At 72.4% G+C, this 21,925-nt stretch carries 20 protein-coding genes; 9 read left to right on the top strand and 11 right to left on the bottom strand.

Annotated features, from left to right (window positions below; genetic code table 11):
• Nucleotides 1-28: 28 nt before the first annotated feature.
• On the top strand, nucleotides 29-976 hold the full coding sequence (locus tag BM290_RS50390; RefSeq protein WP_239144038.1) for a chemotaxis protein CheB: 948 nt from the start codon (nucleotides 29-31) through the stop codon (nucleotides 974-976).
• Nucleotides 954-3,260 (top strand): response regulator, encoded by a 2,307-nt coding sequence (locus BM290_RS50385; protein ID WP_342352063.1) that lies wholly within the window; start codon nucleotides 954-956, stop codon nucleotides 3,258-3,260. Before BM290_RS50390 ends, BM290_RS50385 begins: the two co-directional genes overlap by 23 nt.
• Here BM290_RS50385 and katG read toward each other — a convergent pair whose 3' ends face one another.
• Entirely contained in the window at nucleotides 3,261-5,486 is a 2,226-nt protein-coding gene (katG, locus tag BM290_RS40310) for a catalase/peroxidase HPI (RefSeq protein WP_093621245.1), read from the bottom strand.
• On the bottom strand, nucleotides 5,483-5,917 hold the full coding sequence (locus BM290_RS40305) for a Fur family transcriptional regulator (protein WP_093621244.1): 435 nt from the start codon (nucleotides 5,915-5,917) through the stop codon (nucleotides 5,483-5,485). Before BM290_RS40305 ends, katG begins: the two co-directional genes overlap by 4 nt.
• An 89-nt stretch (nucleotides 5,918-6,006) precedes the next feature.
• On the opposite strand from BM290_RS40305, the gene BM290_RS47765 reads away from it, so the two are divergent.
• Nucleotides 6,007-6,213, top strand: a complete 207-nt coding sequence (locus BM290_RS47765; RefSeq protein ID WP_143134111.1) for a hypothetical protein — start codon at nucleotides 6,007-6,009, stop codon at nucleotides 6,211-6,213.
• Here the strand turns inward: BM290_RS47765 and BM290_RS50890 are convergent.
• The 3 genes from BM290_RS50890 to BM290_RS40290 all read right to left on the bottom strand — a co-directional run bounded on the left by BM290_RS50890 (nucleotide 6,210) and on the right by BM290_RS40290 (nucleotide 9,024).
• A complete protein-coding gene (locus tag BM290_RS50890; protein ID WP_093621243.1) occupies nucleotides 6,210-6,875 on the bottom strand; it encodes a DivIVA domain-containing protein in 666 nt (221 codons plus the stop codon). The genes BM290_RS47765 and BM290_RS50890 overlap by 4 nt on opposite strands.
• 108 nt (nucleotides 6,876-6,983) lie before the next feature.
• Nucleotides 6,984-7,904 carry an AEC family transporter gene (locus BM290_RS40295; protein WP_093621242.1) on the bottom strand — a complete coding sequence of 307 codons (921 nt, stop codon included), beginning with the start codon at nucleotides 7,902-7,904 and terminating at the stop codon, nucleotides 6,984-6,986.
• Nucleotides 7,905-7,959: 55 nt separating this feature from the next.
• A complete protein-coding gene (locus tag BM290_RS40290) occupies nucleotides 7,960-9,024 on the bottom strand; it encodes an NADAR family protein (protein WP_093621241.1) in 1,065 nt (354 codons plus the stop codon).
• Between the two features lie 196 nt (nucleotides 9,025-9,220).
• Between BM290_RS40290 and BM290_RS40285 the strand changes: the two genes are divergently transcribed.
• Nucleotides 9,221-9,634: a DUF6188 family protein gene (locus BM290_RS40285; RefSeq protein WP_093621240.1), complete on the top strand. Its 414-nt coding sequence runs from the start codon at nucleotides 9,221-9,223 to the stop codon at nucleotides 9,632-9,634.
• Nucleotides 9,635-9,780: 146 nt separating this feature from the next.
• Here BM290_RS40285 and BM290_RS40280 read toward each other — a convergent pair whose 3' ends face one another.
• From BM290_RS40280 to BM290_RS40270, 4 genes are read right to left on the bottom strand one after another with little or no spacing between them, the layout of a single operon-like run.
• Entirely contained in the window at nucleotides 9,781-12,639 is a 2,859-nt protein-coding gene (locus BM290_RS40280; protein ID WP_093621239.1) for a S8 family serine peptidase, read from the bottom strand.
• 39 nt (nucleotides 12,640-12,678) lie between these two features.
• Nucleotides 12,679-13,659 carry an MFS transporter gene (locus BM290_RS40275; RefSeq protein WP_239144039.1) on the bottom strand — a complete coding sequence of 327 codons (981 nt, stop codon included), beginning with the start codon at nucleotides 13,657-13,659 and terminating at the stop codon, nucleotides 12,679-12,681.
• On the bottom strand, nucleotides 13,659-13,868 hold the full coding sequence (locus BM290_RS50375) for a hypothetical protein (protein ID WP_239144040.1): 210 nt from the start codon (nucleotides 13,866-13,868) through the stop codon (nucleotides 13,659-13,661). The genes BM290_RS40275 and BM290_RS50375 overlap by 1 nt, the downstream gene beginning before the upstream one ends.
• Nucleotides 13,869-13,889: 21 nt before the next feature.
• Nucleotides 13,890-15,467, bottom strand: a complete 1,578-nt coding sequence (locus BM290_RS40270; protein WP_093621238.1) for an MFS transporter — start codon at nucleotides 15,465-15,467, stop codon at nucleotides 13,890-13,892.
• A gap of 248 nt (nucleotides 15,468-15,715) precedes the next feature.
• Here BM290_RS40270 and BM290_RS40265 point away from each other — a divergent pair, with 248 nt between their 5' ends.
• The 4 genes from BM290_RS40265 to BM290_RS40250 all read left to right on the top strand — a co-directional run bounded on the left by BM290_RS40265 (nucleotide 15,716) and on the right by BM290_RS40250 (nucleotide 18,270).
• Complete coding sequence (locus tag BM290_RS40265; RefSeq protein ID WP_177320090.1) at nucleotides 15,716-15,877, top strand: hypothetical protein; 162 nt, start codon at nucleotides 15,716-15,718, stop codon at nucleotides 15,875-15,877.
• Nucleotides 15,870-16,319 carry a hypothetical protein gene (locus tag BM290_RS40260; protein ID WP_093621236.1) on the top strand — a complete coding sequence of 150 codons (450 nt, stop codon included), beginning with the start codon at nucleotides 15,870-15,872 and terminating at the stop codon, nucleotides 16,317-16,319. The genes BM290_RS40265 and BM290_RS40260 overlap by 8 nt, the downstream gene beginning before the upstream one ends.
• A gap of 170 nt (nucleotides 16,320-16,489) precedes the next feature.
• Nucleotides 16,490-17,605: a sensor histidine kinase gene (locus BM290_RS40255; protein ID WP_093621235.1), complete on the top strand. Its 1,116-nt coding sequence runs from the start codon at nucleotides 16,490-16,492 to the stop codon at nucleotides 17,603-17,605.
• The gene (locus BM290_RS40250) at nucleotides 17,602-18,270 is read left to right on the top strand and encodes a response regulator (RefSeq protein ID WP_093621234.1); all 669 of its coding nucleotides are present in this window, start codon (nucleotides 17,602-17,604) and stop codon (nucleotides 18,268-18,270) included. Before BM290_RS40255 ends, BM290_RS40250 begins: the two co-directional genes overlap by 4 nt.
• Here the strand turns inward: BM290_RS40250 and BM290_RS40245 are convergent.
• Both BM290_RS40245 and BM290_RS40240 read right to left on the bottom strand, forming a co-directional pair.
• Nucleotides 18,245-19,720: a tetratricopeptide repeat protein gene (locus BM290_RS40245; RefSeq protein ID WP_143134110.1), complete on the bottom strand. Its 1,476-nt coding sequence runs from the start codon at nucleotides 19,718-19,720 to the stop codon at nucleotides 18,245-18,247. The two genes, BM290_RS40250 and BM290_RS40245, sit on opposite strands and share 26 nt — an antisense overlap.
• A 10-nt stretch (nucleotides 19,721-19,730) precedes the next feature.
• Nucleotides 19,731-20,555, bottom strand: a complete 825-nt coding sequence (locus BM290_RS40240) for a patatin-like phospholipase family protein (protein WP_093621232.1) — start codon at nucleotides 20,553-20,555, stop codon at nucleotides 19,731-19,733.
• Nucleotides 20,556-20,720: 165 nt separating this feature from the next.
• Between BM290_RS40240 and BM290_RS40235 the strand changes: the two genes are divergently transcribed.
• A complete protein-coding gene (locus tag BM290_RS40235; protein WP_093621231.1) occupies nucleotides 20,721-21,899 on the top strand; it encodes a glycosyltransferase family 4 protein in 1,179 nt (392 codons plus the stop codon).
• The last annotated feature ends 26 nt before the right edge of the window (nucleotides 21,900-21,925 follow it).

The following is a 21,925-nucleotide window of genomic DNA, read 5'->3' as shown; positions in this document are numbered from 1 at the left end:
GGTCCCGCGGGAGGCACGATGTATGGATATGAGGACGGATCCGGTCATCGCTCTGGTGACCTCGGCGGGCGGTGTGGGCGCGCTGGCCACGGTGCTGCGCGACCTGCCGGCCGGCCTGCCGATGACGGTGGTGGTGCAGCAGCATCTCAGCGCCCGCGGCAGCTCGCTGGTCAAGATCCTGCAGAGCCGGAGCGACCACGACGTGGTGTGGGCCGAGGACGGCATCGCGCTGACCGAGGACCGGGTGGTGGTCTGCCCGCCCCGGCGGCGGCTCGAAGTGCTGCCGGACGGCACCTGCGCGCTGATCACCAACGAGCCGGGCGCGCGCAGCAATCCGCACGACGCGCTGCTGCGGTCGCTGGCCGACACGTACGGCTCCCGCGCCGTGGCGGTCGTGCTGACCGGGATGGGCCGGGACGGCGCGGTCGGCGCCGCCACCGTGCGTGAGGCCGGCGGCCTGGTCGTGGCGCAGAGCGAGGACAGCGCCGAGTTCGCGTCGATGCCGAAGTCGGCGGCCGGCAGCGCCCACCTGGTCCTGCCGCTCGGCCACATCGGCGGGGTGCTGGCCGACTTGGCGCGCGGCCGTCCGCTGCCCCGCCCCCGGTCGGAGATCGAGGCGGCCGCCGCCCTGTTCCGCGGGCCGGGCGAGGTCGAGCGGGGTGCTGCGGGCCAAGGACTGGCCGGCCACGCCGCTCGGGCCGGTCACCGAGTGGCCGGAGGCGCTGCGCGCGGTCGTCCGGATCACGCTGGACTCGGGTTTCCCGGCGGCGGTGTGGTGGGGGCCGGAGCTGATCCAGCTGTACAACGAGTCGTGGCGGCAGTTCCTCGGCTCCACCAAGCATCCGCAGGCGCTCGCCGGCCGGGCCGACCAGACGTGGCCGGAGCTGTGGTCGTTCATCGGCCCGATTATCGAGAAGGCCCGCAGGACCGGGGTGGCCGCCGGCGCGGAGAACATGCCGATGCTGATGGACCGTAACGGGTCGCTGGAGGAGGTGTACGTCACCTTCACCTACTCGCCGATCACCGACGACCGGGGTTCTGTGCTGGGCATCCAGAACTCGGTGCTCGACACCACCGCCACGATGGTCGCCGAACGCCGGATGGCCCTGCTGCGTACGGTCGCGGCCGAGACCGCCGGAGCCCGTACCCCGGAGCACGCCTGTGAGCTGGCGGCGGGTGCTCTGGGCCGGTCGCCCGCCGACGTGCCGTTCGCGCTGCTCTACCTGATCGACCAGACTCGCCGGGAGGGGCGGCTGGCCGGTGCGGCGGGTCTGACGGCGGGCTCGTTCGCCGCGCCCCAGGTCGTCGATCTGATCAACGGTGGCAGCGTGTGGCCGCTGTCGGCGCTCCTCGGCGACCCGGGCGGGCACCACGGCGGGATGCTGCTGGACGGCCTGACCGGGCGGTTGGGTGGGTTGCTCGCGCCGCCACCGGCCCCACCCGGCGCGCTGCCCCCGGAGACCGCGCTGCTCATGCCGATCGCGGCCGGGCCCGACGACGAGGTGTACGCGGTGCTGGTGGCCGGCCTGAACCGGCACCAGCCGTTCGATGAGGCCTATCGTGGGTTCCTGGACATGCTCGCCGGCCAGATCGGGGCCACCCTGGCGCTCGCGCACACCCGTCACCGGGAGCGGCAGAGCCTCGACAAGCTGGCCGAACTCGACCGGGTGAAGACCGAGTTCTTCTCCAACGTGAGCCACGAGTTCCGTACCCCGCTGACGTTGATGCTCGGGCCGCTGGAGGAGATGCTGCGCCGGCCCGGGGACGCGGCCACGAACAGCGGCGAGATCGCGCTGATGTACCGCAACGCCCAGCGGTTGCTGCGGCTGGTCGGCACCCTGCTCGACTTCTCCCAGGCGGAGGCCGGCCGGCTGCGGGCCGCGTTCGTGCCGACCGATTTGGCCGCGCTCACCACCGACATCGTCTCGATGTTCGCCGGCGCCGCCGAGGCCGCCGGCCTGAAGCTGACCATCGACGCGCCGCCGCTGCCCGGGCCGGTCTGGGTCGATCCGGAGATGTGGGAGAAGATCGTCTCCAATCTGCTGTCCAACGCCCTCAAGTTCACCTGGGAGGGCGGCGTCACGGTGCTGCTGCGACCGGTCGAGCGGCACGCCGAGCTGATCGTCCGCGACAGCGGGGTGGGCATTCCGGAGGCCGACCTGCCGTACGTGTTCAAACGGTTCCACCGGGTCCGGGACGCCCGTGGCCGTACCCACGAGGGTGCCGGCATCGGCCTGGCCCTGGTCGACGAGCTGGTGCGCCGCCATCACGGGCGGGTCAGGGTGACCAGCCGCCCCGACTCCGGCACCGCCTTCACCGTGTGGATCCCGATGGGCCGCCGTCCCGACTCCACCGGCGGTGAGCCGGCGCCCGCGCCCGTCGGCGGCCTGGCCGAGTCGATGGCGAGGGAGGCCGCCCACTGGGACGTCGGGGCACGCCGTGACGACGAGGCGGCCGGCCTGGACGACCCGTCGGTGCTGCGTGACCTGCCGGTGCGGGCCTTCTCGGAGATCCGGGTGCTGGTCGTCGACGACAACCCGGACATGCGTGACTATCTCGAACGCCTGCTCGGCGCGGCATGGACCGTCGTCGTCGCCTCCGACGGCGAACAGGCTCTGCGGACGGCCCGCCGCGACCCGCCGGATCTGATCCTCGCCGACGTGATGATGCCGCGGATGGACGGGTTCGCACTGCTGCACGAGATCCGGGCGGACCCCGCGCTGGCCGGAACCCCGGTCGTGCTGCTCACCGCCCGGGCCGGTGAGGAGACGGCGATCGGGGGGCTGCTGGCCGGCGCCGACGATTATGTGGTCAAGCCGTTCGCGGCACGGGAACTGGTGGCCCGGATCGACGCGCAGTTGCAGATGGCCCGGATGCGGCGGGTCAGCGAACGCCGGTTCCGGACCCTGCGTGACGCCAGTTTCGACGTCGTCTACCGGATGAGCGCCGACTGGCGCATCCTGCAGGCCCTCGACGGGCACGGTTTCCTCGCCGACATCACCGAGCCGACAGCGAGCTGGCTCGACACCTACATCGACCCGGCCGACCAACCCGAGGTCCTCGCCGCCGTCAACGCGGCCATCGAGTCCCGCGGGGTCTTCCAGCTGGAGCATCGCGTCCGCCGGCCCGACGGCACGCTCGGGCGGATGCTGTCGCGGGCGGTGCCGCTGTTCGACGACGACGGCGAGATCATCGAGTGGATCGGCACCGCCACCGACCTGACCGGGGTCAGATCGGTGGCGGACCACAACCGGAGCTGATCAGGCCAGGTCGAACCGGTCCAGCTCGGTGACCTTCGTCCACGCCTTCACGAAGTCGTGGACGAACTTCTCCCGGGCGTCGGCGCTGGCGTAGACCTCGGAGAGGGCGCGCAGCTGCGAGTTCGACCCGAAGATCAGGTCGACGGCGGTGGCGGTGAACCGGACCTCGTCGGTGGCGAGGTCGCGGATCTCGTACACGTGCTCACGGTCCTTCGACGCCGCCCACCGGGTGCCCGGCGAGAGCAGGTTGACGAAGAAGTCGTTGGTCAGCACGCCCGGCTTCTCGGTGAGCACGCCGTGCTCACCGCCGGCGATCGCGCGCAGGCCGCCGACCAGCACGGTCATCTCCGGAGCGGTCAGGTTCAGCATGTACGCCCGGTCGACGAGCAGCACCTCCGGCTGGGTCTTCTCGCCCGGCCGCAGGTAGTTGCGGAACCCGTCGGCCCGCGGCTCCAGGACGGCGAACGACTCGACGTCGGTCTGCTCCTGGGTGGCGTCGGTCCGGCCCGGGTGGAACGGCACGGTCACCGGCACCCCGGCGTCGGCGGCCGCCTTCTCCACCGCCGCGTTGCCGGCCAGCACGATCAGGTCGGCCAGCGAGATCTTCGCGTCACCGGACGCGTTGAACTCCTGCTGAATCTTCTCCAGCGCGTCGATCACCGGAACGACCGGCCGGTTGACCTCCCACGAACGCTGCGGCTCCAGCCGGATCCGGGCGCCGTTGGCCCCGCCGCGCTTGTCGGTCGACCGGAACGTCGCCGCCGACGCCCACGTGGCCTGCACCAGCTGCGCGACGCTCAGGCCCGAGTCGAGCACCTTCGCCTTCAGCGCGGCGATCTCGGCGTCACCGACCAACGGGTGGTCGACGGCCGGAACCGGGTCCTGCCAGAGCTGCGCCTCCGGCACCCACGGGCCGAGGAACCGCTCGACCGGGCCCATGTCCCGGTGCAGCAGCTTGTACCAGGCCTTCGCGAACGCCAGGGCGAACTCGTCCGGGTTCTCCAGGAAACGGCGCGAGATCTTCTCGTACGCCGGGTCGACGCGCAGCGACAGGTCGGTCGTCAGCATCGTCGGCTTGTGCTTGCGCGACGGGTCGTGCGCGTCCGGGATGATCGCCTCGGCGTCCTTGGCCACCCACTGCTTCGCGCCGCCCGGGCTGGTGGTGAGCTCCCACTCGTACCCGAAGAGGATCTCGAAGAACCGGTTGCTCCACTGGGTCGGCTTGTCGGTCCAGGTGACCTCCAGGCCGGACGTGATGGTGTCCGGGCCCTTGCCGGTGCCGTGGGTGTTGAGCCAGCCGAGGCCCTGCGCCTCCAGCGGCGCGCCCTCCGGCTCCGGGCCGACGTGGTCGTCGGCGACAGCGGCGCCGTGCGTCTTGCCGAACGTGTGACCGCCGGCGATCAGCGCCACGGTCTCCTCGTCGTTCATCGCCATCCGGGCGAACGTCTCCCGGATGAAGTGCGCGGCGGCGGCCGGGTCGGCGTTGCCCTTCGGACCCTCCGGGTTGACGTAGATCAGGCCCATCTCGGTCGCGCCGACGCCCTCGGACATCGTCTTCTCCGAGGCATACCGCTCGTCGCCGAGCCAGGTGTCCTCGGGACCCCAGAAGATCTCCTCCGGCTCCCACACGTCGACCCGGCCGAAACCGAAGCCGAACGTCTTGAAGCCCATCGACTCCAGCGCCACGTTGCCGGCCAGCACCAGCAGGTCGGCCCAGGAGATCTTCTGCCCGTACTTCGCCTTCACCGGCCACAGCAGGCGGCGCGCCTTGTCCAGGTTCGCGTTGTCGGGCCAGCTGTTCAGCGGGGCGAAGCGCTGGCCGCCGTCACCGGCGCCACCACGGCCGTCCTGGATCCGGTACGTGCCGGCGGCGTGCCAGCTGAGCCGGATCATCAGGCCGCCGTAGTGCCCGAAGTCGGCCGGCCACCAGTCCTGCGAGGTGGTCAGCACGGTGACGATGTCGGCCTTGAGCGCCTCCACGTCGAGCTTCGCGAACTCGCTGGCGTAGTCGAAGTCCGGCGACAGCGGGTTGCCCTTCGACGAGTGGGCGTGCAGCACGTTCAGGTCGAGCTGGTTGGGCCACCAGTCCCGGTTCGTACGCGGGCGCCCGCCCGTCTTCGGCGTCGGCGAGTCGATCGCCGGGTTCTCGCTCTCACTGCCGTGCGCGGTCACCGAATCGTGGGCGACCGGGCACTTCGCGGTGGTGTTGTCCTGAGCGTCGCTCATGGGTTTCCTTCCGGACGATTGCTCACGCAGGCGGGGCAGATGCCCCAATAGACGACCTCCGCCTCGTCGATCACGAACCCGTGATCGTCGGAGGCGGTCAGACAAGGGGCGTTTCCGGCAGCGCAGTCGACGTCGGCGATCACGCCGCACGAACGGCACACGACATGGTGATGGTTGTCCCGCACGCGCATCTCGTAGCGGGCCGTCGCACCGGCAGGCTGGATGCGCCGCACCAGACCGGAGTCGGTGAGGGCACGCAGCACATCGTAGACCGCCTGGTGGGAGACCGTCGGAAGTTCCGAACGCACCAGAGCGATCACGCTGTCGGTGTCGACGTGGGGGTGGTCGCTGAGCGCGGTCATCACCGCGAGCCGGGGCCGGGTCACGCGCAACGAGACCGCCCGGAGCCGAGCCTCGAAGTCGGACGTCATGCCCAGACCTTAACCCCCTTTTCTGGAATCGTTCCACTTTTGCGGTCACTGATCACACACGCGCGGCCCCGAGGGGCTAGCGTGAGCGCATGGCCACGTGCAATCTCTGCCCACCGGACGCGCGGGACATTCCGGACGCGGAGATGGCCGCGCATCTGCGCGCCGTTCACCCGGAGGTGGACGCCGACGGCACCCGCAAGGGGGACGGCAGCACCATCGTGCGGGACGCCTCGCTCGAACCGGCCTCGTCCCCGGCCTCGTCGTCGCCCTCCGCGGAGGAGGGTGACTGGCGCTAGCCCAGGCGGGGTGTCGCCTCGGTGCCCTCCAGCTGATGGTCGACGTGCCGGCTCAGGGCTTCCCGGTAGTGCATGGCCAGGCCGGTCAGTTGCTCGACCTCCTCGACCAGCTCGGCCCGGCGCCCGGCGATCCCGGCCATCGCCTCGGCATGCCGCTGCCGGGCCTCGCTCTCGATGTCGGCGGCCTTGGCGCGGGCCTCACCCGCCAGCTGCAGGGCCTTGTCGCGGGCGACCTCGATGATCTCCTCCGCCTCGCGGCGCGCGTCGTGGAGATGCTCATCGGCGGTACGCTGCGCCATCGCCAGCACGCGCAGGTGACGGCCGTCGTCGACCGGGGCGATCTCCGCGCGCCGCGCCTGCTCCACCTCGGCGGCCAGCTCGCGGGCGTGCTGCTCGGCGCGGTCCCGAGCCTGCTCCAGCATCCGCAGCCGGGCGGCCAGCTCCCGGATCTCGTCGTAGTCGACATCGACGTCGTAGTCGTCGTCCGGGACGGCGCCGCCGCGGACCCGTCCCTTCAGGGCGTTGTTCTCCGCCATGAGCCGGGCCAGTTCGCGCTCCACCTCGTCCAGGAACGCGTCGACCTCCTCCTCGACATAGCCGCCCCGGCCGACAGCCGGTTTGGTGAAGGAGACGTTGTGAACGTCAGCAGGGGTGAGCGGCATGCTGCTCCCTAGAAACGCCGTCGCGAGTGGGCACACGTTACGCCGTTCCGCGCCCGTCCTCTACGGCTGCATGGCGTGTCTTCACCATTACCCAAAGACAGATCAAGGTCAGGTCAGGAACAGCGCCGCGACGATCATGGCGACGGCGGACGCCAGGGTCGACAGCATGACGACATCACGGGCCAGCGACTCGGACCGCCGGTAGCGGAGGGCGAACACGAACACGTTCTGCGCGGCCGGCAGCGCCGAGGTCACCACCGCCGCGAACAGCTCGTGGCCGTCCAGGCCGATCAGCCGGCCGATCAGGTACGCCAGCGACGGCTGGACCACGATCTTCAACGTGACCGCGAGATAGCGGTCCGGCGCGTCCGGCCCGGGCCGCAGCGGCCGCGAGCCCGGCAGCGACATCCCGAAGGCGAGCAGCGCGGCCGGCACCGCGGCGGCCCCGACCAGCGACAACGGTTCGAGCAGCAGCGCCGGTGGCGTCCAGCCGGAGGCCGCCACGGCGACCCCGGCGCCGGACGCGATCATCAGCGGGTTGCGGGCCGGCAGCAGCGCCAGCCGGCGCAGCGACGGCCGCCCCTGCCCCGACGCCAGATCCAGGACGGTCAGCGCGAACGGCCCGGCGAGCAGCACCTGGAAGATCAGCACGGGCACGACGAGGGAGACGTCGCCGAGCACGTAGGCGGCGACCGCGAGGCCCATGTTGCCGGCATTGACGTACGACGCCCCGAGCGCCCCGATCGTCGTGGCCCCGGCGTCCCGGCCCCACACCAGCCGCGCGACCAGCACATATCCCGCCGCGACGAGAACCGTCGACGCCACGAACGCGAACAACGCCCCGGTGAGGATCCGGTCCAGGCTGGTGTGGCTCAACGTCACGAACAGCAGGGCCGGCGCCGCGACCGAGAACACCAGCCGGGCCAGCACCTGCGGCGCGTGCTCCCCGAGAACCCGCCCGCGCGCCAGCAGATACCCGAGCGCGGCGATGGCCCAGACCGTCGTGAACCCGCTGAGCACCCCCGCCATGCCGCCGATCCTCCCCGCCGCCGCACCCGCGCCGGCAGCAACTGTGACCGGTCCGTCAGAATCCGGCCCGCCGCGCGGCGACCTCCGACCGTACGAGCTCCAGCAGCCGCCCGGTCCACCCGCCCCACCGCCCGGACTCGCTGTAGTCCAGCCGCCCGTCCCCGGTCGCGGCCAGCACGTCGGCGAACTCCGGATGCTGCTCGAACTTGAGCCGCAGCACCCGGTGCATGGCGGTCGCCCACAGCCGCGCCCAGCCCGGCGTGGCCGTGCCCGTCCCGGCGATGCGTTCGGCGCGGACGAACGACGGCTCGTCCCGCACGGCGGCGCGGACGTTCTCGTCGCTGGTGGACAGAGCCCAGAAGGCGTGCACGGCGGTGGGATAGGTGTGGCCGCCCATCGTGATCGGCGCCGGATACTCGTTCCGCAGGCACTCGACGCCGAGGACCTCGGCCGGCTCCAGGTGGATCGTATGAAGCATCACCGTGGGGTCCTCTCGCTCCCCGGGGTGGCGATCCGCCTGCGTCCCTGCCCACCGGTCACGTGCGGCGAAGTACTCGTGGGCCTCGGCGTGCAGATCGCCGGTGACGATCTCGCCGTAGGTGGTCCGCTCGCCGATCGGCGTGCACAGCACGCGGAGCGGACGGTCCTTGGCGTCCATGTCACCGAGCGCGTATCGCCGTACCGTCACGGGCATCCGCAGGTAGGCGGCGCGCAGAGCCTCCCGGTCGTCCTCCGAGCGGGAGGCCAGGAAACGGTCCAGCGCCTGCAGGCACCGCCCGGTGGAGTCCGGCCGTCCGTTGAGCTCGTCGATCTGGTCGGCCACCTCGCCGAGGAGATTCTCGGCGGACAGCCACCTCTGCGGGTCGGCGAAGTGCCACATCGCCAGATGATCTGCCGCCGCTTGCGCTCCGGCCTCGGCGCCGGTGGCGATCCGGCCACTGGCCAGCTGCTCCCGAAGGCCGTCGAGATCGGTCCAGCCCCAGCAGTCGATCTGGCCGTCGGCGAAGATGAACAGGTCGGTGAGGAAGTAGGTGTCGCCGTTGCGGATGAAGATCGGCCGCCATGTGCCCGCTATCCGTTCGTCGCCGACCGACCGATAGGTGATCCTATTCATGATCATCGGCGAAGCCTAGGCGCCTTGCCGGGCGAGCCCGGTGAGGTGCCGGCCGACGGTGGCGGGATGTGCACGTTTTGCGGGGGTTCTGGGACCGCTACCCGGCCGGTGTCTGGATTTAAGGTCTTTTTAGGAAAGTGTTGGCTACGGTCCTGCCGTCAGTTGTCCGACGAGCCGATCGGAGTGGCTCATGGTGCCGGTAATGGTGGCCGAGAACGGTGCCGGAAGGCGTCCGCGGAAGGGGCGGTCGCTCGATCTCCTGGTCGGGCGGCGACTGGAGTACGTGTGGCTGGGGCATGCCGTCGTGCTGGGGTTCGCCGGTGGGTGCCAGGTGCTGATCGAGGCGGTCGCGCATCTGGACGGGCCCGCTGGGGTGGCCGATGTGGAGCCGGGGGACGATCCGTCGGACGTGGTGGCGACGCTGCTCAGTGATGTGGTGCGGTCGGCTCGGGCCCGCGAGAACGGGGAGTTGGAGATCGGGTTCGCCAGCGGTGCGAGCCTGGTTGTCGACGCCGACACCGACGCCGAGTCCTGGGCGGTCACCGGGCCGGACGGGTATCTGATCGTCTGCCTGGCCCACGGTGAGCTGGCGGTGTGGGGGGACGCCGCCGCCTGACCTGCGCGTCGGGGACGGCGGGGGAGCGCGGCGGGAAGAAGCGGGGTGGACGGGGCAGGAGGGGGCCGGCCGGGGCGCGTCGCGACGCGCCCCGGCCGGCGGATCGTCAGGCCGGCTCGTAACCGGTCCGGCCGGCTCGCGGATCGTCAGGCCGGCTCGTAACCGGTCAGGTGCAGGGAGAAGGCTCGTATGGAGCCGGTGTCGGCGCCCACCCGGTCGGCCACGTGCAGGGTCCACGTGCCGTCGGCCGGGGACTGGCGCAGGGAGCCCAGCGGGTCGCCGGGCCTCCAGGAGCCGGTGAACGGGGCGTTCGTGGACAGGGCCGAGGAGAACGGCGCCGCTGCCGCGTCGTCGAAGACGACCTGGCACAGGTTGTTGCCGCCGCCGCCGGTGCGGGAGAACAGCGTCGCCGAGCGGCCGTCCGGCGCCTTGAGGGTGCCGACCAGGTCGCCGACGAACGTGTGGTCGACACCGACCGTGGTGGCGCCGGTCGTCGTGGAGCACTCGGCGCCGTCGATGGAGAAGGTCAGCGACGACGCGTAGCCGACGCCGGTGACGTCCACTGTGGCGTTGACGCCGGTCGGGTCGTTGTCCGGGATCGGCAGGACCGGGCCCGCATAGGCGAAGTTCCGCACCGTCGACGACGGCTGCCCGGTCGCCACCGACACGCTGCCGGTGGTCGGGGACAGGGTGCCGGCGAAGGTGACCCGCACGCTGAGCCCGACCGGCCGGCCGAGCGGGTAGCCGGCCGCCAGTTTCAGGGTGAAGTCCCTGCTCTTGGTGGCGCCGGCGGCGATGCTGCCATACGAGCGGGACCGCGGCGTGATGGTCGCGAGCGGACTGTCGGAGTCCACGACGACACTCACGCCCGTGGCCGTACCATCGCCGATGTTCTCTGCCGGAAGAGAGACGGTGGCCTGCTCGCCCGGCTCCAGGAACGGATCGCCGTCCCCGGTCGCCGGGGTCGTCACCGGCGTGCCGGCCCGGACCAGCGGCTGCGGGGTGGCGCCGGTGTTGCGCAGCACCAGATCGGCGCGGATGACGCCGCTGCCGGTCCGGTTGTCGGCGCCGGCCGGGGTGAGGTCGAGGGCGGTGCCGGTGAGCGCCGCCCGGATGTCGTCGCCGGTGAGGCCGGGGTTGCCGGAGAGGGTGAGCGCGGCGATCGCGGCGGCGTGCGGCGCGGCCGCCGAGGTGCCGTAGAAGGGCTGGAACCCGGCGACCGTGGTGGCCACGCCGTCGGCCGCGGTGATCTGCGGCTTGGCGCGGACGAAACCGCCGGTCGAGGAGAAGTTGCCGGGCGTGACGGGCGTGCCGTCGGCGTTGAAGAACACCCGCCGCGGGCCGTCCGAGGTGAACCGTTCCGGCAGCGTCTGCTTGGTGAAGACGTTCGGGTACGGTCCGGCCGGGTTCGCCGGGTCGCCGGTCTCCAGAGCGAACGGCAGCGGGTCCTTGGCCGGGGCGGCGGCCACCGAGAAGGCGTTCACGGCCGCGCTGTGGCCCCGGGTCACGCCGGGCGTGGAGAAGCCCTTGAGAGTGCCGTCGGCGGAGTCGACGAACCGGCCACGCAGCGCGGAGAGCTGCAGGTAACGGTCGGCGCCCTGGAACTTGACGACGGCCAGCCGCTGCCCGGTGCTGTTGGCGGCCTGCAGGATCTCCCACGGGTCGTCGTCGCCGTCCTGCACGTCCTGCGAGAACGACGTGACGTTGCCGAGCGAGTTGATCAGGTACAGGTCGTAGTCGTTGGCCGAGGCGAGCAGCGGGTCCGCCCACCACAGGGTGACGATGCGGCTCGCGCTGCCCGGCGACAGCGGGTTGAACTCCTGCACCCCCGGGCCGGGATCGAAGTCGTGGGCGTCACCGGCGAACTTGCCGATGCCACGGCCGGAGTCCGCGAAGTCGCCCTCCCAGTTGCCGGAGGTGCCGTCGATCGTGTTGCCCTCGTTGCCGGCGGAGCTGAAGTAGTACGCGCCGTCGGCGGTGACCGCGTTGACCGCCTGCGCGATGGCGCCGTCCTGGAACGGGCTCTCGTGGAAGTAGAGGATGTCGTCGACGATGATGTCGCAGCGGGCGGTGAACCGCAGGGCGCGGACGTTCTCGGCGAAGCTGGCCTCGCTGGTGAAGGCGGTGGCGAAACCGAGCTTCGCGTTCGGCACCAGGTCGTGGATGATCTCCAGCATCGCGGTGCCCTCGTCGCCGTCACCCTCCTGGCCGGGCAGCACGTCGAGGTCGGCGGGCAGGTCGCCGCTGGCCTGCGAGTCGGCGAGCGAGTCGACCCCGTCGGAGAGCGCGCAGACCTTCACGCCGGTTCCGGTGACCTTGAACCTGGTACGGGCGGTGTCGGCGGCGTGTGTACGGTCGCCCTCGGAGACGACCGACCCCTGGCCGACGGTGACCGCGCGGGTCTTCGGGGCCGCCGCGGTCGCCGCGCGCAGCGCCGACTCGATCCGGGCCGTCTTCTCGGTCTTGGACTCGGTCTTCGGCGGGGCCTTCGGGTCGGTCTGGTGGGCGGTGATCGCGCCGTGTTTCAGGCCGACGCCGGTGACGTCCGTCCACCCGGCGATCGTCGGCAGCGCGGTCAGCGGCGCCTCGACCACCACGGTGCCGGTGGCCGGGGACGGGAAGCGGATGCCGGCGCCGAGGCCGCGCAGGCGGCCGAGCAGTTCGTCGCCCACCTTGTCCGCGCGGATCTCCACCTCGGTGGTGCCGGACTTGCTGACCGGGACGCCCGTGGCCAGCGCCGGAAGCGCGCCTCCTGTTGCCGGGTCGGTGCGTTTGCGCAGCTCGATGGCGAGCCGGCTGTCGAGTTTGCGTTCGGCCGGGGTGAGTGACTTCTTGATGTCCTGGAGTGCGGCGATCTGCTGGTAGGCCCGCTCGGCCGGGCTGTCCGCTGCCTTGGCTGCCGCGCCCGGGGCGGTGAGCCCGATGACGGTCGCTCCGATCGCGAGGATCGTCGTCGAGCGGCGGAGGTTACCTTGACTGAAGATGTTCAATTTCCAGTCCCCCATAGAGATCAGTGAATCTCAATGTCAGGGACTCTATCGGGATCAGTCGATGGTGGACAGATCCTCGACCCGCGTCAGTCGCCGGACCGCCGGGCTCAGCAGCAGTGCCACGCAGCCCAGCACACCGACCGCCACCGAGAGACCCAGCACCCGTTCCGCGCCCACCGCCCCGGCGGCCGGTCCGGCCAGGGCCTGCCCGATCGGCAGACTGCCGGTCGAGCCGAGCACCTCGTAGGAGGTCATCCGGTTCAACATCTCCGGCGGCACCCGGGTCTGCACACTGGTCTGCCACATGATCGACCAGAACGCCCAGACCGTACCGTTCACCCACGCCGCCGCCAGCAGCAACGGCAGGCCCGCGTGGACGGCGATCGCCAGCGGTAGCAGCCCGAAACCGAACATCGCCACCGCCCCGGCGGCCAGCGGACGCCGCGGCCGCAGCCGCAGCGCGGCCACCCCGCCGCACAGCGTGCCGGCACCGACGGCGGTCTGCATCCAGCCGTACGCCGACGCGCCCCGATCGCCGCTGACCAGCACCGCGCCCAGCGGCACGAGCGGGCCGAACAGGAAGATCCCGTAGAACACCCAGACCAGGATCACGTTCCAGATCCACGGCTGGGAGCGGAACTCGTGCCATCCGGCGGCCAGCTCCCGCACCGCCGACCCCGCCTTCGCCGGCACCCGGCCCACGTGCAACCCGGCCAGGCAGGCGGCGCTGATCGCGAACGTGGCGGCGTCCACTGCGTACACCGGGCCCGCGCCGAACAGTGCGAACAGCACCCCGGCGGTGGCCGGCCCGAGCAGTTCGGCCATCGCCACCGCGGTGCGGATCGTCGCGTTCGCCCGCTGCGGATCCCTCGCGACCAGCGGCACCAGGCCGTTCACCCCCGGCTGGAACATCGCGGCGGCCGCCCCGCTCACCGCCGAACAACCGATCAGCAGCGCCATCGACGGGGTGCCGGTGAAGAAGGCGACCGCCACCACGGCCTGCGCCGCCAGCCGCACCAGGTCCGCGCCGAGCATCAGCGGCCGGGCCCGAACCGGTCCGAGAACACCCCGCCGAACAGGATGAACCCGAGGAACGGGACCATCCACGCGGCCAGCACGAGACCGACGCCGGTCGCGCCGTACACCTGCCCGATCGCCAGCGCCGCCGCCACGGTGAGCATCGCGTCGCCGAAGACCGACACCGACCGCGCCGTAAACCAACGGGTGAAGTCAGCGGTCCACATGACGTGATCTTCGCGTACCGGCTATCCGCGTGCGCTCAGCAGGTGGCTCACCTCGGGCGGACCGTCCGCCAGCGCCAGCGCCCGCTCCTCCGTCTCCCGGTCCGCGCCGGTCAGGCGGCCGGTGTGCTGGCGCAGGTGCTCGTCCCAGCTGGGCACCACGTACACCTCGACCATCCGCCCGGCACGCTCGCCGTCGTGGAACAGGCCCCACCGGACCGCGCCGGTCCGCAGCCGGCTACGGCGTACCCCCTGCATGGCCTCGGTGAACGCCTCCTCCCGGCCGGCGCTCACCGGATAGCTCGCGACGACCACCACTGGGCCGTCGTGATCGTCGGGCTCGTGCTCCAGATGCGGCTCGGGCCAGAACACGGCCGGATCCCGGTCCAGGCCGGTGGTGTCGCGCAACGGCCACCAGCGCAGCGTCACCGCGCCGGCCAGCATCAGCGCCACCGCCGCCAGGTGGGCGGCGGCCAGGCCGGCCACGTCCGACAGCACACCCCACACGAGCGCGCCGGCGGCCTGCGCGCCGGCGAAGACGATCTGATAGATCGCCAGCCCGCGGGCGCGTACCCAGTTCGGCAGGAACAGCTGCATCGACGCGTTCACGCTGGACAGCACCATCACCCACGCCACCCCGGCGGGCAGCAGCGCGGCCACCACCACGACCGGGGACCGGCTCAGCGCCAGCGCCGTCAGGATCGCGGCGAACAGCACGCTCGCGATCAGCAGCAGCCGGTTCAGCGACCAGCGCGCCCGCAGCCGCGGCAGCAGCAGCGCCCCGGCCACCGCTCCCACGCCGACCGCGCCGAGCAGCACACCGTAACCACCCGACCCCAACCCCAGGCCACGGCTCGCGACCAGCGGCAACAGCGCCCACAACGCGCTGCCCGGCACCAGGAACAGCCCGGCCCGCAGCAGGATCCGGCGGACCACCGGCGAGTGCCGGACGTACCTGCCACCGGACCGGACCGCGGACGCGAACCGCTCCGGCGCGCCCGCCGTCGCCGCCCCGGCCGTCCGCCACCGCCACAGCACCAGCGCGAACACCGCGAACGACACCGTGTTCAGGCCGAACACCACACCCGCTCCGGCGCCGGCGATCAGCAGCCCGGCCACCGCCGGACCCACTGCGCGGGCCAGGTTCATGCTGATCGCGCCGAGCGCCGACGCCGACGCCAGCTGCGGCCGCGGCACCAGCTCCGGGATCACCGACTGCCACGCCGGCGCGGTCACCGCCTGCCCGGCACCCAACACGAACGTCAACGTCAGCAGCAGCGTCGGCGGCATGTTCCCGGTCAGCGTCAACGTGGTGAGCAGCGCGCCGATCCCGGTCAGGAACACCTGCACGGCGATCAGCAGCCGCCGCCGGTCGAAGATGTCGGCGAGCGCGCCGGCCGGCAGCGCCAGCAGCACGATCGGCAGGGTACCGGCCGTCTGCACCACCGCCACCAGCGTGTCGGCGCCGGACTCCTCGACGAGCAGCCACTGCGCGCCGACGGTCTGCATCCAGGTCCCGATGTTGCTGGCCAGCAGGGCCAGCCAGAGGCTGCGGAAAGCCGCGACACGCAACGGCGCCCACGCCGACGATTCGACACTCACCCGCCGATGGCTACCCCGGGCAGGCGTTTCCCTACCCTCGGATCCTTGGGGGTACGGCCACCGCCGGCACCGGGCGTCCGAACTGTGGCGGGGCCACCAGTGGGACGGTGACGACCACTGGACCGTGGCGGCGGTCCGGGAGTGGTGGCGCGACCGCGGCCCGGCGAGGTCCTGCCGCTTCTGGACCGATGAGGGTTCCGGGCCGCCCCGGCGGGTATCCCAGCGGTCCGACCGGAGAGGGGATCACCGTGGAGAAGAAGGACGCGGGCGCCAGCACCGACCAGCACGTCACGGGCGCCGACGAGAACGAGGACATGCCGGTGGATGCCGAGCCCACCGCGGAGACGCCGTCGCACGGCAGCAGCAACGCCGAGTTCAACGCCGCCCGGGAGCCGCACGAGCGTGACTGACCGGGGACGGCTGATCACCGCCACGGATCTGGGGGCGTGGCTGATCAGGGGCAACGCCGACCGGAACGATCTGCTCGGCCGGTTCGCCCGGGAGCCCCGGATCGACAGATGGTGTGTGCGGCCCGGTTACCGGCTGGATCTGACGGCCGCCGGTCAGCCGGTGCTCTTCTGGGGCAGCGGCAGCCGGCGGCGGGACGTCACCTACGGCGTCTGGGGCCGCGGGCGGCTGCTCGGCCCGGCCCGGCCACGCACGGACGGTGACGGCTGGGAACTGCCGCTGGACCTGACGATCGCCGCGCCGGCGGCGTGGACCGGGCGTGACGAATTGCGCGCGCACGACGAGCTGGCGGGACTCGAGGTGTTGCGGCAGCCGCAGGGCGCCAACCCGTCGTTTCTGACGAAACGGCAGTTCGCGGCGCTGCGTGCGGCGTTCGGGTGGTGAGTGGGCAACCGGCCCGGCGGCCGCGTCGCGGCCGGGACCGGGCTGCTGCTCGCGCGGCGCGGGCGGGGCGGTGATGGTGCGGTCGAGGACTTCTCCGATCGTACGATCATCCGGTCTGCTACTGCATTTGCGGTACTTTTCTCAGCTCTTGCCGGCGTTATGGTTCGCGTATGCGGATGGCGAACTGGCTGATCGCGGTCGGTGTGGCCGGCGCGTTGCTGACCACCGCGCTCGGCCGGCACCACCCGGTGACGGTCCTCGACGTGGTCGGCTGTGTGCTGGTGGTCGCGAGTGGCCTGGTGCTGGCGGCGCTGCGCCGGGCGCCGGTGGTGGTGCTGGCCGTGACCGGGCTGTGTGTCGTCGGCTACACCGCGCTGGGGGTGGCGGTGCCGGCGCTGGCCTTCCTCGTCGCGGTGTACGGCGGTTTCCGTGCCGGCCATCGGCGGGTGACGTCCGCGGCGGCCGTGGTGATGCTGGCCGCGCTGCCGCTCGCGGTGCTGGTGTCGCCGGCCGAGGAGGCGGCCAGGCAAGCGGTCCGGGAGGCGTTCGCGCAGGCCCGCGGGGTGCTGGAGCTGGCCTGGCTGGTGGCGGCCGGGTTCGCGGGGGAGGCGTTGCGGCAGGCCGAGCGCCGTGCCGACGAGGCGGAGCGGACGCGGGAGGAGACGGCCCGGCTCCGGGCCACGCAGGAGCGGCTGCACATCGCCCGGGAGCTGCACGACTCGCTGACCCACCAGATCTCGATCATCAAGGTGCAGTCGGAGGTGGCCGTGCATCTGGCCCGCAAGCGGGGCGAGCAGGTGCCGGAGGCGCTGGTGGCGATCCAGCAGGCGGGCCGGGCCGCGACCCGGGAGCTGCGGGCCACTCTGGACACGTTGCGGCAGGACGGCGACACGCCGCCGGGCGGCCTGGACCAGCTGGCGGAGCTGCTGGCCGGGGCGGAGGGCATCGGGTTGCGCACCGAGCTGACGATCGCGGGGGAGCGGGGCGAGGTGCCGGAGGCGGTGGGGCGTACGGCGTACCGGATCGTGCAGGAGTCGCTGACGAACACGGCCCGCCACGGCGCGGCGTCGACCGCGACCGTCCACATCGACTACCGGCCGGACGCGCTGGCGATCCGGGTCGACGACGACGGCGCCGCGACCCCGGGTGTGCCACCGGTGCCGGGGGTCGGGCTGCTCGGGATGCGGGAGCGGGTGACGGCTCTCGGCGGCCGGTTGCGGGCCGAGCCGCGCAGCGGGGGCGGGTTCACCGTGCAGGCGGAGCTGCCGCTGGAGCGTGTCGGATGATCCGGGTCCTGCTCGTCGACGACCAGCCGCTGTTGCGCAGCGGCTTCCGGGCGCTGCTGGAGGCCGAGGACGACATCGCGGTGGTCGCCGAGGCCGCCGACGGCAGGCAGGGCGTGGACCTGGCCCGCCTGCACCGGCCGGACCTGGCGCTCGTCGACATCCAGATGCCGGTGATGGACGGCATCGAGACGACCCGGCGGATCGCCGCGGACCCGGCTCTCGCCGCGGTCCGCGTGGTGATCCTCACCAACTACGGCCACGACGAGCACGTCTTCCAGGCGTTGCGGGCCGGCGCGGCGGGCTTCCTGGTCAAGGACATCACCCCCGAGGACTTCCTGCACGCGGTACGGGTCGCGGCCCGCGGCGACGCGCTGCTGGCCCCGTCGGTGACCCGGATGCTGATCAGCCGCTACGTCAACGAGCCGCCCGGCGGCGGGGTCAACCGGTTCGTGGCCGAGCTGACCAACCGGGAGCGCGAAGCGGTGGTGCTGGCGGCGCGCGGCCTGTCCAACGACGAGATCGCCACGAGCATGGTGATCAGCCCGTGGACGGCGAAGACCCACGTGAACCGGGCGATGACCAAACTGCGGGCCCGGGATCGTGCGCAGCTGGTGGTCTTCGCCTACGAGTCGGGGCTGCTCAGCCCGCGTACCGGGAGTCGCTGAGCCGGTGCCGGAACTCGGCCTGCGCGGTGCCGAACACCTCGTTGAGCCGGTTGATCTCGGCCTCGGCAGGCTCCCGCTTCAGGTGCACGTCGATTTTGAAGTCGCCGTCGACGATCGCCACGTCGAGCCGGTCGAGCAGGCCGGCGGGCAGGCGGGTGAGCACGAATTCGCGGAACGCGGCGGCGATCGTCTCCGGCATGTCGCCGCAGCCACAGGTGCGGCCGTCGAGGACGGCGCCGAGGTGGCTGCGGCCGACGATGGCGTCCCGGTGCACCGGGTCCATCACGGCCAGCGCCGCCTCGAGGGTGGTCCGCGCCTCCTCGAGCCGGCCCTCGTGCTGCAGGAACAGGCCGAGTGCGACCCCGGCCCGGCCGACGGTCTCGTGGTCGGCGCCGCGGCGGGCCACCTCCAGCGCCTCGGTCATCCGCTGCTCGGCGGGACCCGGCCGGCCCGCCTCCTTGAGCGCCAGACCCCAGTTGCGCAGCACCTGGCTCTGCACCTCGGGCCGGCCGATCCGCCCGGCCCGCTCGTGCGCCGACGCGTAGGTGCGCAGCGATCCCTCGGTGTCCCCGGCGTCGTCCAGCGCCATGGCGAGGCCGAGCGCCGCCGCCAGCGCCTCCTCCTGCCGCCCCTGCCGGTCGTGGGCGGCCAGGATCCGGGTGATCACGTCGACCCGGCCGGTCTCGTCGCCGGCGTCGTGGCTCGCGTTGGCCAGCGCCGACAACGCGCCGAGGGTGCCGGGATGGTCGGGGCCGAGACGCTCCTCGAGGGCGGCGGCCAGCGCGGTCAGCAGCCGCTTGCGGGCCGTGCCGTCCTCGACCGGCAGTTGGCCGGTGCTGTGCGCGATCTGCTCGACGACGTGGTCGGGAAGCTGGTCGAGGGCCGGGAACGGCGGCTCGCCGCTGCCGCCGGCCAGCACCACGGCCGCGCGCAGGGCCAGCGCCGGGGCGACCCGCTCGTGGCCGTTGCTCCAGAAGTTGGCGACCGTCTCCTCCACGACCTGCCGGGCGGCGGCCACGTCACCGCGCTCCAGCAGGAGCGACGCCAGTGGCTCCAGGCCGAACGCGTGACCCGCGTGGTCGCGCCCGTAGAACGCGAGCCGCTCCTCGGCGCCCTTGCGCAGCTCCGCCTCGGCCTCGTCGAGCCGCCCGGCCATCCGGAGCGCCAGGCCCACATTGAGGCGGTAGGTCAGCTGATCCTTCTGCGAGTCGTGGCCACGGGGCGCGACCGCGGCGGCCTGCCGGTAGCAGTCGACGGCGCGGCCCAGCTGCCCGGCCTGGAGCAGCACGTTGCCGAGGTCGCACTGCGCCGACGCCCACTCGATGCTGCCCTGTCCGTGCCGGGCGGTGACCGCCTCGACCTCGCGGAGCATCACGGTCTCGGCGTCGCCGAAGCGGCCCTCACGCAGCAGCGCGAATGCGATGTCGGCCGGGGCGGGCACAGTCGTCACGCCCGGCAGTCTAGGTCCAGACCGACCGCACCGTGTCGGCAAGTGCCGAACCCTGCCGCAGCCCGGCCGACACCGCCGCGGGCCGCCGCGAGACGTCCATGAAGTTCGGGCCGAACGCGGTGAGCGCCTCCTGGTCGGGCTCGATGAGCAGGGTCTTCGCGGCGCCGGTGGAGGCGATCTCCTCGACGATCCGGTCCCGGCCGATCGCCGCGAGCGGGGCGATCACGACCAGACGCTCGGCGCCGGCGGCCAGGTCGGCCCCGGCGCCGAGGCGCACCCCACCGTCGATGTAGCGGCGGTCGCCGATGGTGACCGGGGGCATCAGACCGGGTACGGCACAGCTGGCCGCCACCGCCCGCAGCAGCGGCACCCCGGACGCGGAGTCGAGCACCACGTCCCGCCCGTCGGCCGCGTCGACGACCACGATCCGCAGGTCTCGCTCCGGCCACTCGGTGACCGGCACCAGCTCGGCCATCCGGGCCAGATACCGCTGCTCGTCGAGCCCGGCGGCCAGCGCCATCGCCCCGACCCGGGCGCGGGCCTGCAGCGGCGGGACCGACGGGTCGAGCAGCACCGCCATCGCGGTGAGCCACTCGGCGCCGCGGGCGGGGCCGGTGCGGGTCGGGTCGGTGGCCGGCTCCCGCTGGAGGGCCACGGCGGCCTCGACGTCGACGCCGGCGGCGAGGCCGGTGCCGACGACGGATCCGGCGGACGTGCCGATGACGGTGTCGGCGTCGCCGAGGAACACGCCGGCGCGCTGCAGGCCGCAGATCAGCCCGAGATGCCAGGCGATGCCGGTCACGCCGCCGCCACCGAGAACGAGAATCCTGCTCACGAACCGGAACCGTAGCGAGACGGGCCCCGCTCGGCAACGTGCAGGACGCAGAACTCGGGACTCCTCGGTGACTCACGGTTGCTCTGTCATCGCCGACGGCTACCGGATGTGCGGGGACCATGCGGCGATTCACAGCTGATTGACAGCGGTATCTAGGTTGTGCGCGTGAAGATCAGGTATCTGTTGCACAACGCGTACGGGGTCGGCGGCACGATCCGTACGGTCTTCAATCAGGCCAACGCGCTGTGTGCCACCCATGACGTCGAGATCGGCAGCATCTTCCGCACCGCCGAGACGCCGGCCTTCCCCCTCGACCCGCGGGTCCGGCTGGTGTCGGTGACCGACCTGCGTCAGGACGGTCTGCGATGGACCGGCAAGCCCGAGCGCCGCCGCCGGCTGTCGCATCGGGCCCGCGCGCTGCCCAACCCGCTGCCGCACGGCCGGGACTTCCGGTACAACCGCTGGGACCCGATGGTCGACCTGAAGATCATCCGGTACATGCGGTCGCAGACCGACGGGATCCTGATCAGCACGCGGCCCGCCCTGAATCTGCTGTCCGCCTGGTTCGGCCCTCGGCGGGTGACCAGGATCGGTCAGGACCACATGAACTTCAGCAGCTACAAGCCGAAGCTGAAGGCCCAGATCGTCCGCGCCTATCCCAAGCTCGACGCGGTGACCGTGCTGACCCACGCCGACCTGGAGTCCTATCGCGCCGCGGTCGGCGACAAGGTGAGCCTCACCCGGATCCCGAACGGCATCCCGCCGCACACGGCGCCGCCCGCGGACGAGCGGGCGAAGGTCGTCGTGGCGGCCGGCCGGCTGTTCCGGCAGAAGGGGTTCGACCTGCTCATCGACGCGTGGGTGGCGGTCCGCGAGCGGCACCCGGCCTGGCAGCTGCACATCTTCGGCGAGGGCAAACTGCGCAAGCGGCTGGCCGAGCAGATCGCCGAGCGCGGCCTCGGTGATGTGGTCAAGCTGCGGGGCGTGTCGCGCACCCTGGACGCCGAGTTCGCCAAGGCGTCGGTCTTCGTGCTCTCCTCGCGCAAGGAGGGCCTGCCGATGGTGCTGCTGGAGGCGATGGGCGCCGGGCTGCCGGTGGTGGCGTTCGACTGCCCGACCGGCCCGGCCGACGTGGTCGAGGACGGGGTCAACGGGCTGCTCGTCCCGGCCGAGGACGTGCCCGGCCTGGCTGCCGGCCTGATCCGCGTGATGGACAGCCCCGAGGACCGGGAGAGCTTCGGCACCGCGGCCCGGGTGACCGCCGCCGGCTACGAGATGCCGGTCATCGCGGCCCAGTGGGACGAGCTGTTCCGGCGAGTGACGAGGGAACTCGCCGCCGGCTGACTCCTCCTCCGCCGATCAGCGCCGAG

The sequence above is a fragment of the Actinoplanes philippinensis genome (assembly GCF_900113015.1).
GTDB lineage: Bacteria > Actinomycetota > Actinomycetes > Mycobacteriales > Micromonosporaceae > Actinoplanes > Actinoplanes philippinensis.
The sequence above is the reverse complement of the archived record's forward strand: the minus strand, read 5'-3'. Positions and strand labels throughout refer to the sequence as shown.

Excerpts from the sequence above, each read along its gene's own strand:
- BM290_RS50890 (WP_093621243.1), bottom strand. The coding sequence starts at position 6,875 with ATGCCGCTCACCCCTGCTGACGTTCACAACGTCTCCTTCACCAAACCG.
- BM290_RS40255 (WP_093621235.1), top strand. The coding sequence starts at position 16,490 with ATGCGGATGGCGAACTGGCTGATCGCGGTCGGTGTGGCCGGCGCGTTG.
- katG (WP_093621245.1), bottom strand. The coding sequence starts at position 5,486 with ATGAGCGACGCTCAGGACAACACCACCGCGAAGTGCCCGGTCGCCCAC.
- BM290_RS47765 (WP_143134111.1), top strand. The coding sequence starts at position 6,007 with ATGGCCACGTGCAATCTCTGCCCACCGGACGCGCGGGACATTCCGGAC.
- BM290_RS40280 (WP_093621239.1), bottom strand. The coding sequence starts at position 12,639 with ATGGGGGACTGGAAATTGAACATCTTCAGTCAAGGTAACCTCCGCCGC.
- BM290_RS40275 (WP_239144039.1), bottom strand. The coding sequence starts at position 13,659 with ATGCTCGGCGCGGACCTGGTGCGGCTGGCGGCGCAGGCCGTGGTGGCG.
- BM290_RS40295 (WP_093621242.1), bottom strand. The coding sequence starts at position 7,904 with ATGGCGGGGGTGCTCAGCGGGTTCACGACGGTCTGGGCCATCGCCGCG.
- BM290_RS40250 (WP_093621234.1), top strand. The coding sequence starts at position 17,602 with ATGATCCGGGTCCTGCTCGTCGACGACCAGCCGCTGTTGCGCAGCGGC.
- BM290_RS40290 (WP_093621241.1), bottom strand. The coding sequence starts at position 9,024 with ATGATCATGAATAGGATCACCTATCGGTCGGTCGGCGACGAACGGATA.
- BM290_RS40285 (WP_093621240.1), top strand. The coding sequence starts at position 9,221 with ATGGTGGCCGAGAACGGTGCCGGAAGGCGTCCGCGGAAGGGGCGGTCG.
- BM290_RS50390 (WP_239144038.1), top strand. The coding sequence starts at position 29 with ATGAGGACGGATCCGGTCATCGCTCTGGTGACCTCGGCGGGCGGTGTG.
- BM290_RS40305 (WP_093621244.1), bottom strand. The coding sequence starts at position 5,917 with ATGACGTCCGACTTCGAGGCTCGGCTCCGGGCGGTCTCGTTGCGCGTG.
- BM290_RS50375 (WP_239144040.1), bottom strand. The coding sequence starts at position 13,868 with ATGTGGACCGCTGACTTCACCCGTTGGTTTACGGCGCGGTCGGTGTCG.
- BM290_RS50385 (WP_342352063.1), top strand. The coding sequence starts at position 954 with ATGCCGATGCTGATGGACCGTAACGGGTCGCTGGAGGAGGTGTACGTC.